Raw genomic sequence first — 13023 nt, 5'->3', positions numbered from 1 at the left:
TCGTGGCGGCTGCAGTGGCGCCGTGGTTCAGTGGCCTAGCCTCTTGGCCAACAGGCCATTTGTCAATAGATTGGGATCATGACCACAGCGCCACGCCGAAGGGTTGACCGTTGACCAGTCCCGACCTCGCCGGGGCTGCCGATGACAACGCCGCGGGTCCGGGGCCGGCCGCCGGTACCCCTCGCCGCATGCTGCGCCCGCGGCTCTACGAGCAGCTCGCCGACCACATCGCGGACTTCATCGAGGCCCAGGGTCTCTCCCCTGGTGACCGACTTCCCCCCGAGCGTCGCCTCGCCAAGGACCTCGGTGTCAGCCGGGCCACCCTCAGCCGCGCCCTTGTTGCGCTCGAGGTCCGCGGCCGTCTCGAGGTCCGCCATGGTGACGGTGCCGTCGTGCGCGACCCGCAGGCCCGAGTGGCACTGCCCTCCCTCGAGGACGCCCCGCTGCGCGAGCTGGTGGGGGCGCGCCTGGCGACGATGTCCCAGTTGGCCACCCAGGCAGCCGCCCACCCGGACACCGCTCGGCGGTCGGCCCTGCTCGCCGATGACGGAAACCACCGTGAGCTCGACGAGGTCTGGGAGTGCGTCCTACGCCTCACCGACGACGAGTCCCTGCTGGCACGCCTCGACCAAGCACTCGCCGACCGCATGCGCCAGTTCGGCGTAGCGGGCGGACACCCCGCCGACGTCCGAGCCCTCGCCGAGGCCGTCCGGCGTGGGCGCACCGACGAGGTCGCAGCGGCAGTGCGCGCCGTCCTCGGCGGCTGACGCCGCGTGGACCTTCCGGAAGGCCTCGCCGTGCTGCTGGCAGGCTTGGCTGCCGGCATCCTCACCTCGACGGTCGGCGTGGCGTCGCTCGTCAGCTTCCCGGTGCTGCTGGCGATCGGGCTGCCGCCGGTCGTGGCCAACACCTCTAACACCATCGGTATGGCGCCGGCAGGGGTCAGCGGTTCGTTCGGCTACCGCCGTGAGCTGCGCGAGCGCCCCGCGGTCACCCGCATCGTCCTGGTGACCTCTGCTGCCGGCGCCGCGATAGGGGCAGCCCTCCTGCTCGGTCTCCCGAGCAGGAGCTTCGAGGTCGTCGTGCCATGGCTCATCCTCGGCACCTGCCTGCTCGTCGGCGTCCAGCCACGGCTCAAGGCGTGGGCCCGAAGCCGGCGCCCCGGGCCTGCCGCCGACGATGGAGTCGTTTCCCCGGTGACGCGCCTGATGGCAACGGTCACGGGCGTCTATGGCGGCTACTTCGGCGCCGGATCGGGCGTCATGATGCTCGCAGTGCTGGGCCAGGGCACATCGCTGGAGTTCCGGATGCTCAACGCACTCAAGACGTTCGCAGTGATGGTGGCCAACCTGGTGGCCACCGTGGTCTTCGTGCTCATGGCCCCCGTCGACTGGCAGGCGGTGCTCGTCCTTGCGGCCGGGTCGGTGGTCGGTGGCTACTTCGGCTCGCATCTAGGCCGCCGCCTCCCCGAGGCCCTGCTGCGCTCGCTCGTCGTCGTGGCCGGCGTCACCGCCGCAATCTCCCTTTGGGTCTGACGTGGGCAGCTGACCTCGAAGGCGTCTTCGCGCCGACTGAGGACCCGGACGACGCGCAGTGTCGCTCCGTCATGGACCGGATGATCGCGGACAAGCCGAAACTCTGGAAGGAGGGCAAGGGCCGAGCTCTGCCGACGGCGCTCCATGGCGAACGTCACCGCGAGTTCCCCACCGACGACCGAGGTAGGTCGCCGCCAGACAGCGGTACCGGGACACGATCGCCGGCCCCGCGCAGGTGGATATGTATGTGATCGGCATGCTTTTACGCCAACGGCCGCTGGGTCCTGTTCAGCACAACCGCCCTCACTTCCGCCGCACGCGCCCGAGCCGTCAAGCAGTTGGTCAAGCACCCCGCGTCCGCTTCGGCGCGGCGGAGGCGGTGCTTGCGCTTGAGGACCGCCCAGTTACGCCCGGTCGAGCGACCCTGGCGGAGGACCCCACAGGCTGTTTCTCTGCGTCGTCGGGTCGACCCAGAGCGGGCCGCAAACTGGCCGCCCAGCTCCCCAGCACCGACGTCGGCTGTACGGAGCCATGTTCGCCGTCATCGCCGCAATCTTGATCATCCCCATGGGCGCGGCGTGGCGCGGCGCCGCGCCGCCCATGCATTCGTCGACGCCGTGCAGCCATACGGTCATCCGTCCGCAGTCACCGCTGGCTGGGTCGCCCGGCGTGACCGCCTCGAGGGTGCGCTCAACCTCAACATCCCGCTACGGCGCCACCCAATCACCGCCCTGTCGGTCCTTGCACCCTTGGTCACCTCGGCCCTGGCCGCATTCGTGCCAGAGCTCGCCTCGACCAGCTGAACCAAGACGTCAACCATCTGGGCGCCACCGCCTTGACATGTGTCCGACGGCGCCGCCTTCCGTGGGCGCGTGATCACCAGAGCGCCGGTGCGAGACATCCGTCGTGGTGCCGGCGACTGAGCGGCGACGGACCGTGGATGACCGCCAATGAACGACGCACCGTTCGAGGTCTGGCTCGGCGTACCGTGGCCGGACGTCGCTTCGGGGCGAGCTTGTCGACGCGGAATGTGTAGCTATCGAACGTTGTCAGGGGCAGGCCGTATACCGTCGCCGCCCGCGCCAAGAACCGCTGGCCCGCTCGCGACGATCAGATGAGCGCGGCCGTGTGACGGGCGAAGCGTGCGGGTCAGTAGTCCGTGCCGGGCAGTGGCACGGTCAGCGGGCCGGCTGCAGCGCTGCGGCGTGCTGCAGCCATGAGCTGGTCGACGTCACCGTTGAAGCGCTCGATGCCTTCGGCGATGCACAGCAGCAGGGTCTCCAGCGATCGGACCGGCTGGGTCCATTTCAGCAGGACGTCCGCTCCGAGAGAGTCCCTCATCGCCTCGACCTGGGTGAACCCGGTCCGCTGTCCGCGCCACGAGCCGGCTTGGGCCATCCACACGCCTGCGTCGGTGGCCTGATGGCAGGCGGTGGCGATGGCGTGCGGTGTCAGGTGCTTGGTGTCCAGGATGACGCGGACGCGGACGTCTCGCTCACCCATGGAGGCCACCAGAGCGGTGGTCTGCCGCTCGAACTCGGCGCCGCTGGCGCCCATCCGCTCTTTGGTGGCTACCAGGGCGACCTCGTTGGCGCCGTGGCCGGCCAGCGTCAGGGCTTGGCTGAGCATGCTGTCCGTGTCCAGGTGGGTGGTGTCCGGGGTGTCCCAGCACACTGCGGTGGCGACAGCCACCGCAGTGCCGGCCAGCTCCCGTGCGGCTTCGGCAACGCGTTCCGGGCGGCAGATGACGGCCGCGAATCCGGCTTGGACAGCGTCCGCGCACCCCTGCTTGGTTGCCCCCGGGAAGGCTCGTTGCTGGTAAAGCCGATGGTCAAGATGTGCCGCGAGATCGGCCACGCTCAGCCGACGGCGGCTGCGCTTCCTTGCTTCGATCGCGTGCAGGTGTTCGTTCATGAGCTGTCCCCCTCGCGACGAATGGTTTCGTCGCGTCAGCTGTTCAGAACCCGCGGTACCTTGCGGTGACTGTCCACACTAACCCCCAGGGCGTACGAGAAGGGTCTTGTGCCGGTCCGGGTTGGTTGACGCAACGCCGCAACGCCGGGACAGCAGCACTGACAGCAACGCGACGGGACACAACCAGCGCGGAGGGTGGACCTCGGAGGGCCAACGGCGCTGCGCGACAGTCCCCTTCAGACATCCGACCACGACCGCCGAGACCTGAAAAGCGGAAGGTCGGCGGTTCGACCCTGCCCGGGAACACCGCAAGTCAGGTAGTGCGCATCGCTTCGTTTGCCAGCCGACGTCTCGAACGACCGCTATCTGGCTCTTGGAAAGGCGTGCACGGCACCCCGCTTGCCGCACGGCAGGACGATTCCAACAGCCGACTTGGCGCGTCGCCCGGAACCAAACAGCTTGACCCGCTACTACTGTCATCTCTCGCAGCGCGAGGCGGGACGGCTCTTCGACATGCTGTGCAGCGTTCGGTCTTGTTGAGCCCGACCACGACGCGCGATTGGTTCACCGTTCTGCCTGGTCTGGCTGTCCTGCGCGGACACAGGGTCGAGGGACGCTGCAGCGCTCAGGGCGGTCATGTTGGCGTCGACGAGGCTGCCGGCGGCCGCCGTGAGGCCGGAGCGGACGTGGTCGGGAAGGGGGACGGCTCTGTTGGTGAGGAGGTCGCGGGGCCTGACCCAGGCCGCAAGGGGGCTGTCGTCGATGGTCTGGGCGTCTCGCGGGTCGTGCCGCCGCGTGGCAATCGCCAGCACGTTGACGGCACGTGCGGCTCCGGTCAGTTCTGGGTTGGTGGCGGCGTCATGGGTGGCGTGCGCCAGGTCGACGTTGGTAGCCAGGACCTGCTGGGTGAGCCGGCCGATCCGGCTCAAGTCGGTCCTTTGGGCGATGGCTGAGGTGTGGGCGATGGTCGTGCCGTCGCTGATGAGTTCGTGCACCGCGGCCCGGGTCTCCAGTGCTGCGCGCGCGAGGTGGGTGTCGACGCGGCGTGAGTGCGGTGGCGTGAGGTCTTTCCAGAGGCGGGCCATGGTCTCCCACCGTTCTTGGCTTGCCTCCACAGCCGGGGAGAGACGGGTCATGTACTGCTGCCGGTCGAGCTGTCCGAAGTCTGCGGCGACGCGCGTCAGGGTGTTGCAGGCGGCGAGCACCAAGGATTGGGTGCGGGCGGTGAGCATGAGGTCGGCGGCGTTGACCCGGCGAGTCAGAGTGCGGTGTGCCTGGACGTCCCAGGTGGCCAGAGCTTGTGCGAGCCGGCTTGCTGCGGGTGGCTCGCGGTGTTCGCCCGCCAGTTCGCGGGGGTAGGTGCCTTTGACGACGGCGCCGGCGTGCTGCTCGAACGCGGTCAGCCGCGCTTGCGCGGCGCGGGCTTGCCGGAGCGAGTCCCCGTTGGTCAGAGCGCCTCGGGCGGCCATCTTCATCTCCAGTTTGCGCGCCCGCCGGCCGACGGCGACGCCAACCCCGTGGGAGCCGATGTAGAGGGTGTGAATGATCCTGGTCCTGGCGGCCTGCAGGTCGCGCTGTTCGGGCTCGCTGAGTGGTGGCGAAGGAGTGGCGTGACTGCTGATCAGGTCGGCTGCGCGGGCGAAGCTCTCCGCGATGCGCATAAGGCGCTCGTCTGCGGGCCCGTCTCCGGGCCACGCCCGCCCGCGTCCGGTGCGATGCGTAGCTTCGCTCATCGCGGCGAGTTGTTGGATCGCGAGGTCTGCGGAGTCGGGAAGGTGTTCACCAGTGAGCGGCTGCGGAGGAGTCGCTGGGGGCAGGACCTGCCAGAGCTCGCCGGCAGCTTGGACGACCTCGCCCCAGGTGCGCAGCATCGCGGCCGCGTCCATCTCGTCGACGTCCATCAGGATTGCTCGGGCGGTGTGGTCGGACTCGAGGAGGAGTTCGCCGACGCTGCGTTTGTCCCTGCCCGTCATGGGGCGTGCTCGTTGAGCAGGTCGCAGATAGCGGCGATCAGCTGCGACGTTCCGGGAGGGAAGGCCTCGATGGGGTGCAACCGGGTGAGTTCTTCGGCGGCGCGCAGCAGTTCCAGCGGGTCGATCTCGACCGGTGCGGGGTCGTCGGCATCGGCGCCCGCGGGCAGCAGCTCGAGTGCTTGGGACGTGGCCAGGTCCAGCCCCAGTCCCAGGAAGCGCAGGACCGGGTCGGGATTGGTAGCGGCGTGGTCCCAGGCCATGTCCGAGGCGCGCGCCAGCAGTCGCGCAACCGTGCCCAGGCTGTCAGCGGCGTCCAGGTCGGTGGGGCGATGGTCGGCGCTCATCATCGCTGTCTCCTTTGGTTCGTAAGAGGGGTACAACCCGATCCACTCAGATCCCGCCTGGGGCCCGTCAGGTCTCCTCCGGAGCCTGTGCACGGCGCCACCGCGGTGTCGTAGGTGGGGACGACACTGCTCTTGTAGGCCTAATGGCCACCGGTGCCCCTCTGGAGGTCAGCACCGCCCGCAGTAGAGGTGTTCGCACTAGTGCATGTCAGCTCGAGGAGGAGTTGACAGTGGTGATGACGACAATAAGGAAGGTCCTCGCGTACGGGCCCGCAGTCGTGGTCAGCATGATGCTGACCTTCGTGGTGGGCGCGGCGCTGCCCGCCACGGTGGGGCTGGCGTTGTTCGTGGGAGGTCTGGCCACCACGGTGGCGCTGCTACTTGGCGCCGGCGAGCGACCGGCGGTCCGGATCCTGTTTCGTGCCCGTGACCTCAGCTCGGCCGAGGCTGCGGCGCTGGCACCCGCCGTGGCGCTGCTGTGCCATCACGGCGTCGACATGGGAGCGCTTCGGTTCCGAGTGCGCGAGGGTGTCACGCCGATCACGGCCGTGGGAGCAGGCCGCAGGACCGTCGTGATCTCAGCCGGCTTGGTGGCCGCGATCCGGGACAGGCAACTGCCCGTCGAGCAGGCGGCTGCGGTCGTGGGCCACGGTGCCGGCGTCGTGCTCAGCGGCGCCGTGCGTTCCGATCCGGCGCTGCAGTTCTGGACGCTGCCGTGGCAGGCCATCCGTGGACTCGCCGACGGCGCGTCGCGGACTTTTCGATGGTTGCCGCTGGTGCGATGGGCCTGGAAGGCACGGTTCATCGTGGCAATGATCGGCGCGGTGCAGACGGGAGCGGCGCGACAGTGGCTCGTGGCCGCCGTGATCGCCCTCGTGGGGGCGCTGTCCTACCTCGTGAGCGTCTGGGAGCGGGCCTGGGGCGCCACCATTCGCGAGCTCGGCGACGAGCAGGTGCGCCGGGCCGGGCTCGCGGAGGCCCTGTCCTGTTTCCTGCTGCGCTGCTCGAACTCACCGGAGGTGCACGAACGCGTCCATGCGCTGACCGGCCCCGCGCATCGGCCCCAGCTCGCCGTCGTGGCCTCCCGGCCGTAGGCCCGTTCAGAGCCGCGGCCCGTCACCTAGTGGGGTGGCTGGCAGGCCGCGCGGCCCGTTCCTGCGCTGTTCATCGCTGTGCCGGGCGGGCTTGGGGCGCGCCAGGCGGCTTGGGACTGCTCCCCCATGGCGGCCGGATCCTACTCATCGCTGCCCCGCCTCGTCCGGGTCCAAGACGGAGCTCAGGGCGCCGRCACAGCCTGCCGGTGGGTTCCTGGGATCCACCACCGCCGCGCACCGGCTGCACAGGTCGACACCCGTCGGAGCGCCCACCCAGACACACCCGCCGAGGCAGGCACGCTCCTGCGTACAGCCGCACATCAGACAGGCACGCCGCCGCGGATCGCCGCCCGCCTCAACGGAGTCGATCTCTGCAGCCAGATCCTCGGCGGCGGCCAGCAGCTGCTGCGCCGCCCGGGGGTGCCGGGTTCGTCGGAGCACCTCGGCCGAAGCCAGCGAGGCTACCCGCTGGTGTCGCAGTCGCACCAAAACCCTCGGCTCCAGCACCGATTCGCTCGTCAACGCGACCATCGCGCGCTTCCTCTCCGTTCAGCCGGGAAATGACGCCCCTGACTCTCAGCCTGCAAAGGGGTAGGGAAAGCCCCGTCCCGGTGGCGCCCTGTCACTGCCCAAAGACATCGCGCAGCGCCCGGGTGGACAGCCCCGCCGGGCCTCATCGCTGTCCACCCGGACCCGCCTCACGGCTTTGGTTGCCGAGCCCGGAATAGCCCGCTGGCCCACGCGTCAGGACCGACCGATGAGTTACAACAAGGCATGGGAAGTCGGGTACGCCCGTGACCGGGCCCAAGGCCGCACCCGGTACGTCCCCGCAACCGACACACGAGCCACGCTCCAAGAGCTCGTCGACGCGCACGTCCCGATCCGGGCGATCGCGCAAGCCAGCGGCCTGAGCGACACCGCCGTCGCGCACATCATCGACGGCAGCCATGTACAGGTACAGCGGCAGACCGCGACCCGGATCGCGTCGTTGATGCTGAACGACGTGTATGCCCGAGCCTGCGGAAACGTCCCGAGCGTCGGCGCCGTACGCCGCGTGCAGGCGTTGATGGCGCTGGGCTGGCGCAAGGCGGACCTCGAGGCCGAAGGTGTCCCCACCGGTCAGCTCGTCACGCGATCGCGCGACCTGATCAGCGTCGAGGGCTGGCGGCAGGTGCGGGACGTCTACGACCGCCTGAGCATGACCCTCGGCCCGTCCCAGGCCGCTCGCGATCGAGCTGCGGCCCGTGGCTACCACCCACCACTGGCGTGGGACGACGAGACGATCGACGACCCACGGGCGACGCCTCAGCGTGACGAGCCGGGAGAAGCCTCCCTGGACTCAGTCGCGGTCGACCGGGTGGTGACCAGCGGGTCCGCCGGCACCCGGTGCGATACCGATCTGCAACTAACTCAGGATGAGCGGGTCGCAGCTATCCGGGGGCTCTTGACGGCAGGGTCCTGCGACCGCGAGATCGCGGAGGCGATCGGTGTCTCGAACCGCACGGTGTTGCGACTTCGTCACCGGCATGGGATCCCGCAGGGTCGCCCGCGCACGCGACCAAGTTCCGCTGAGCGCGAGCGATTGCTGCCGGTCGACCAGACCGGGTCGGAGCGTCTGCGCCGTTCCACAGGGCTTGAGAAGGTTGCAGCGCGCGCGACGGGGCACGCGCCCGGTGCATCCGCTGGGACTATTGGCGCCTGAGCGAGTTCGGACTCCAGCAAGTCCTCTCGCGTCATTGAAGGTGCGGCGGCCACCCGGTTCGCCGGCCCCCGTGACCCAAGCCCGCAGCCCGGCACCCAGCGACGACCTGGTCGTTCTTGTGCTGGCGTGTGCCCGCGGCGGCGGTCGTTCCCTGCCCCGAGCCTCGTGGCGCCTGATGAGGTGAGCGCATGAGCGCGCAGAGCCAGTCCCCGACCAGGCAGAGTGCCCGGCGCGGGTTCCGGACCCCCAATGCGACAGGGGCTTCATTCCCAGCGCCAGCCACGACCGTCGACAATACGTCCACACCGCGTCCGGGGGATCGCAGCTTGCAGCCACCGCGGGAGTCCGGGCGCGAACACGACAAGTAGGTCATTGCGGTTGGTGGTCGCCAGCGCGGAGACCCGTCCCAACCCTCCGGCCACTGATGCTGGATACGCTGGCCAGAAATACCTGCTCATGAGGAGGGTGAGTGGCCTACCCGTCTCGTCCGACCCTTCCGGTCCTGCCGCAGTTCGCCGGGACCAACGGCACCCGGCCCACACGAGAGCAGCGATGCGCCCTAGTGGAATACATCGCTCGAGAATATGAGGCAGGTCGATCGCTGCGAGAGCTTGCCGAGCTCACCGGCCGCACCCAGACGGCGGTGCGCCGGGCCCTCGACGAAGCCGGCGTCAGACGACGAGGCCGCGGCGCGCAGCCCCAACAGACCACGTCCCATGGCTGACTCATTCGTGCTCGAGCTGCGTTTCCCTGAAGGTCAGGTCGACCTGCGTCGCCTCGCCAGAGGAGTGGGCTTGGTCGTAATGATCTAGGTTCTCGTGCAGCCCCTTCTCGAGGGCCGACGTGCCAGTGGTGGGGTGATGGGTGCTCAACGCGTGTCCTTCATCGACCGGGCGAGGGGTCTCTCGATTTGGTGCAAGGTTTGGTGGGTCGCGCCTCTCGCGGCCGGACACTGGCTGCGTCGTGGCAATCGAGCTCTCGACCGCGTCGGGTCGCAGTTCGGGTGGGACTGACCAGGTCTTGGGGTTCAGGCCGACCTCCAAGGCCGTGTTCACCAGTCTGGCCATCGTGTAGATCGGCTCATCGGGGACCCGCTCGAGCGCGACACGGGCCTGGATGCCGTCGCCATTGAGCCAGTGAGCGAACGCAGTCAGGGACGCTGTTGGTGCCTGCGCCCCCTGTGGACTGCGCGTGAGCAGGTCCTTCCAGAACGCCGCGTGAGTGGCCGCATTGTGAGTGTCCATCGAGGCCCAGGCGTGATCGCGCAGCCCGATGTGCCGCACATCGCAAACCATCCGAGCGGCGTCGGCCTCGCTGAGCGGCGTGCCGATGGCGGTGAAGCGTTCGAACGCAAGAGTCATCCAGGTCCGTTCGGTCTGGGCAGCGGATTCGCTGGCGACGGCTTCGCGGGCGGCCTCTGTCGCCGTCTGCATCGCCTCGACCGACAGTGGCGCCGCGGGCTGGAAGGAGCGTTTGAGTTCTTCCTCAGTAGCGTATGGGGCGCGGTGGCCGCGGAACGCGTACTCGGCAGCGAACCGGTCTCTGGTGTCTTGTTCGATGGCGCCGCTGTCGACGGAGTCCAGCCGCACCCACTGGTCTCCCTGAACCGCTGCCGCGGCCACCACTGCGGTTTCAGGCTCCAGCCGAGCGCGCAGTTGCTCGCACGCACCCTCAGCCAGGTCGAGCCGGTCGGTATACGCCAGCAGCACCACCTGCCCACCGCGACCTGCGTAGGCTCGGGCCATGCTGCTAGCGGCGAGCTCCTGCTCCCGTGGATTTCGAGGCATGTCAATGCGCGCGATCGGTACGGTGGTTGGACGGGTAGGAAAGACCACCAGCGAATCTTGGGGGTTGATCCCTAGCACGTACGGCACCACGGCGGCGACCTCACCGACGCCCGCGACATTCAGCGGACCATCGTTCATGGCAGGCTCCTTCCTCCTGCCTCCGAAAGGCCCATGACGCGGTGCGGGTGGCCACCTCCTGGGAGTTTGAGCAAGACGCGCCAGCCGCACGTGACACTCGGAAGTGACGCGACGCAGCCGGCCGGGCGGCGAATGCTCGCGGCAGCGAGGCGGCCTTCCTGGGCCACCGTGGACGACATCTGCGCGAGCATCATCAGGTCCTCGGGCACCGCCAGGATGCGGCGATCAGGTGGGCCGTCGCGGTGGACGGTTCGGCAGCCGGCCCGCCACCGGCGTCAGGGAACGTCCGGCGCGTGTCCTGGCTTGGTCTACGGCGGCGGTGACGGCCTCGTGGACAAAGGTCGACCGGCTGAGCAGCCGTCCGGCCAGGCGGTCGGCCACGACAGCGTCGTCGAGCGCGGCGCGGGTGGAAGCCCGCAGCGGATGATGCCGGTTAAGTCCGCGGCCGGCGGTCCGTCCCTGCGGGATCGGGATCTGCAGCTGGGCTCGTCCCGCCGGCCCTCGGGAGATGTGGTCCTCGATCGCGCGATGCAGCCACCCGACGAAGGCGTCCGGGCCGTCCGGGTCGTTGTCCAGGTCGGCGACGTAGGCGGCGCGCGCGTCCTGCCACGTTCCTGGGTCCCAGTAGATCCCGGTCGCGACCCTCTCCTCGACCGCGTCCGCCATCCTCATCCCTCCCCGTCGCCTAACACCCACCCGCTGTCATTCCCGGCGGGTTCCGCTGCTGCCTGGCCTCGTTGTGCGGACAGCGTGCACGGCTGCCTGGAGGCTGGGCCGTGGCCCGCTGCTCGCAGCCTCTCGCCCCCGTCCCGGCTTCGAGTGTGTCCACACCCGTGGTCGCTCGCGCGGGTTAATCCACAGACCTGTTGCGTGCCCTGTGGCAGTCGTGCTCACCGGAGAAGACTAGCGCATGTCAGTTCGTTCTATTCGACTGAAGGAGACTCCTGACATGTTCACCACCAAGGCCGAGGTCCGCTGTGGCCACCAACGAGATCACCCTCGTGCAGATCGACCCAGCCAAGGCGTTCGTCGGCCTCAACGTGCGCAGCGAGGCGGCGCTGACCCCCGAGTTCGTCGCCAGCATCCGTGAGCTCGGAGTGCTGGAACCAGTGATCGGCCACTACGACGAGCAGGGCCAGTTCGTGATCCTGCGCGGCCAACGGCGCACGCTCGCCGCCACCGAGGCCAAGCGCGCGACCATCCCCGCCATCGTGGTGAACCGGCCCGAGGACGTCGACCGCATCGTGCACCAGATGGCCGAGAACGATCACCGCAGCGCCATGACCACCGCCGACCGCATCGCGGGTGTCAAGCAGCTCGCCGCGTTCGGGCTGACCGCCGCGCAGATCAAGCGTCGCACCGCCCGCCCCCGGACCGAGGTCGATGCGGCCCTGACCGTCGCGGGCAGTGAGTTGGCCGAGAAGGCCGCGCAGCGTTGGGACTTCCTCACCCTCGACCAGGCCGCCACGCTCGCCGAGTTCGAGGACGACCCAGAGGCCGTCAAGTCGCTGATGGTCGCGGCCAAAGACGGGCACGGTTTCGACCACACCGCCCAGCGCCTGCGCGACGCGCGCGAGGACGCCGCCGCGAGCGCCGCCATGACCGAGGAGCTGACCGCCAACGGGGTCCGCGTCGTCGAGCGCCTCAGCCACGACGACAAGACGGCTCTGCGGCTCGACCGGCTCGCAGCGAAGGAGGGCGGGCGGGCGTACACCAAGGCCACGCACGCCACCTGCGCCGGTCACGCGGCCTACCTCGTGGCCACCATCGAGTGGGAGAAGAACGAGAAGGGCAAGCAGATCCGGGTCCGCAAGGCCGAGCCGCACTACGTGTGCACCGACTGGCGCGCGTCGGGCCACGTCGACCTGTGGAACCACGGCGGCGCATCCAAGCCCAAGGCAGCCGACATGTCGCCCGAGCAGCGCGAGCAGGCCAAGGCCGACCGTCGCGACGTGATCGAGTCCAACAGGGCTTGGGACGCCGCCGAGCCGGTGCGCCGCGACTGGCTCGCCGCCTTCGCTGCCCGAAAGACCGCGCCCAAGGGGACGGCCGCGTTCATCGCCCGCGTCGTCACCGAGCACCCCGAGGTCGTCGCCAGCGTCGGTGGGTCACAGTTGGCTGCCGAGTGGTTCGGTCTCACGCACACCGGCTACGGGTACGGCAACGGCTGGTCCGCGCTGGTCGACAAGGCCACCGACGGGCGCGCCCAGGTGATCGCCCTGGGTCGCCTGCTGGCCAGCCTCGAGAAGGGCACCGACCGCCAGTCGTGGCGGCGGGTGCTGCCCGCGACCGCCGACTACCTCGCGTTCATCGCCGCCAACGGTTACGACCTGTCCGACGTCGAGAAGCGCGCCGCGGGCCTGAGCAAGCCCAAGCCCGCGAGCCGAGCGCGAGCCACGACGGTGGGGAGCACGTGCGCGCCGTCCGCCTCCGGCGAGATGCACGACCAGGACGTCATCGCGACCGAGGCCGACGACGAGGACGCAGAGGCCAGGGCTGCGGACGACACCTCCGCAGCCTGACCACCACTCCCACC

Annotated in this window: 12 protein-coding genes; 7 read left to right on the top strand and 5 right to left on the bottom strand. The window is 69.5% G+C overall.

Translation table 11 applies throughout. The features are described 5' to 3' along the window. The first annotated feature begins 110 nt into the window (after positions 1-110). From ACXJKD_RS17445 to ACXJKD_RS17435, 3 genes are all read left to right on the top strand, one after another. On the top strand, positions 111-767 hold the full coding sequence (locus tag ACXJKD_RS17445; RefSeq protein WP_457255988.1) for a FadR/GntR family transcriptional regulator: 657 nt from the start codon (positions 111-113) through the stop codon (positions 765-767). A gap of 6 nt (positions 768-773) precedes the next feature. Beyond that, the gene (locus ACXJKD_RS17440; RefSeq protein WP_457255986.1) at positions 774-1535 is read left to right on the top strand and encodes a sulfite exporter TauE/SafE family protein; all 762 of its coding nucleotides are present in this window, start codon (positions 774-776) and stop codon (positions 1533-1535) included. Positions 1536-2113: 578 nt separating this feature from the next. Next, complete coding sequence (locus ACXJKD_RS17435) at positions 2114-2338, top strand: hypothetical protein (RefSeq protein ID WP_457255985.1); 225 nt, start codon at positions 2114-2116, stop codon at positions 2336-2338. A gap of 346 nt (positions 2339-2684) precedes the next feature. Here ACXJKD_RS17435 and ACXJKD_RS17430 read toward each other — a convergent pair whose 3' ends face one another. The 3 genes from ACXJKD_RS17430 to ACXJKD_RS17420 all read right to left on the bottom strand — a co-directional run bounded on the left by ACXJKD_RS17430 (position 2685) and on the right by ACXJKD_RS17420 (position 5769). Further along, a complete protein-coding gene (locus ACXJKD_RS17430; protein ID WP_457255983.1) occupies positions 2685-3449 on the bottom strand; it encodes a hypothetical protein in 765 nt (254 codons plus the stop codon). 476 nt (positions 3450-3925) lie between these two features. After that, complete coding sequence (locus ACXJKD_RS17425) at positions 3926-5350, bottom strand: hypothetical protein (RefSeq protein ID WP_457255982.1); 1425 nt, start codon at positions 5348-5350, stop codon at positions 3926-3928. Positions 5351-5418: 68 nt separating this feature from the next. Further along, positions 5419-5769, bottom strand: coding sequence for a hypothetical protein (locus tag ACXJKD_RS17420; RefSeq protein ID WP_457255980.1), 351 nt, complete (start codon positions 5767-5769; stop codon positions 5419-5421). Positions 5770-6002: 233 nt separating this feature from the next. On the opposite strand from ACXJKD_RS17420, the gene ACXJKD_RS17415 reads away from it, so the two are divergent. The 3 genes from ACXJKD_RS17415 (at position 6003) to ACXJKD_RS17405 (ending at position 9286) form a co-directional block, all read left to right on the top strand. Beyond that, positions 6003-6860 (top strand): hypothetical protein, encoded by an 858-nt coding sequence (locus ACXJKD_RS17415; RefSeq protein ID WP_457255979.1) that lies wholly within the window; start codon positions 6003-6005, stop codon positions 6858-6860. A gap of 706 nt (positions 6861-7566) precedes the next feature. Continuing rightward, the gene (locus ACXJKD_RS17410) at positions 7567-8562 is read left to right on the top strand and encodes a hypothetical protein (RefSeq protein WP_457255977.1); all 996 of its coding nucleotides are present in this window, start codon (positions 7567-7569) and stop codon (positions 8560-8562) included. Between the two features lie 469 nt (positions 8563-9031). Then, positions 9032-9286, top strand: a complete 255-nt coding sequence (locus tag ACXJKD_RS17405) for a helix-turn-helix domain-containing protein (protein ID WP_457255975.1) — start codon at positions 9032-9034, stop codon at positions 9284-9286. A gap of 1 nt (position 9287) precedes the next feature. Here the strand turns inward: ACXJKD_RS17405 and ACXJKD_RS17400 are convergent, their stop codons facing one another. Together ACXJKD_RS17400 and ACXJKD_RS17395 are read right to left on the bottom strand one after the other, a co-directional pair. Next, complete coding sequence (locus tag ACXJKD_RS17400) at positions 9288-10487, bottom strand: DUF4192 domain-containing protein (RefSeq protein ID WP_457255974.1); 1200 nt, start codon at positions 10485-10487, stop codon at positions 9288-9290. Between the two features lie 225 nt (positions 10488-10712). After that, entirely contained in the window at positions 10713-11159 is a 447-nt protein-coding gene (locus ACXJKD_RS17395) for a hypothetical protein (protein ID WP_457255972.1), read from the bottom strand. Between the two features lie 305 nt (positions 11160-11464). Between ACXJKD_RS17395 and ACXJKD_RS17390 the strand changes: the two genes are divergently transcribed. After that, a complete protein-coding gene (locus tag ACXJKD_RS17390) occupies positions 11465-13009 on the top strand; it encodes a ParB/RepB/Spo0J family partition protein (protein WP_457255970.1) in 1545 nt (514 codons plus the stop codon). The last annotated feature ends 14 nt before the right edge of the window (positions 13010-13023 follow it).

Source organism: Pedococcus sp. P5_B7 (assembly GCF_054049895.1).
The sequence above is the reverse complement of the archived record's forward strand: the minus strand, read 5'-3'. Positions and strand labels throughout refer to the sequence as shown.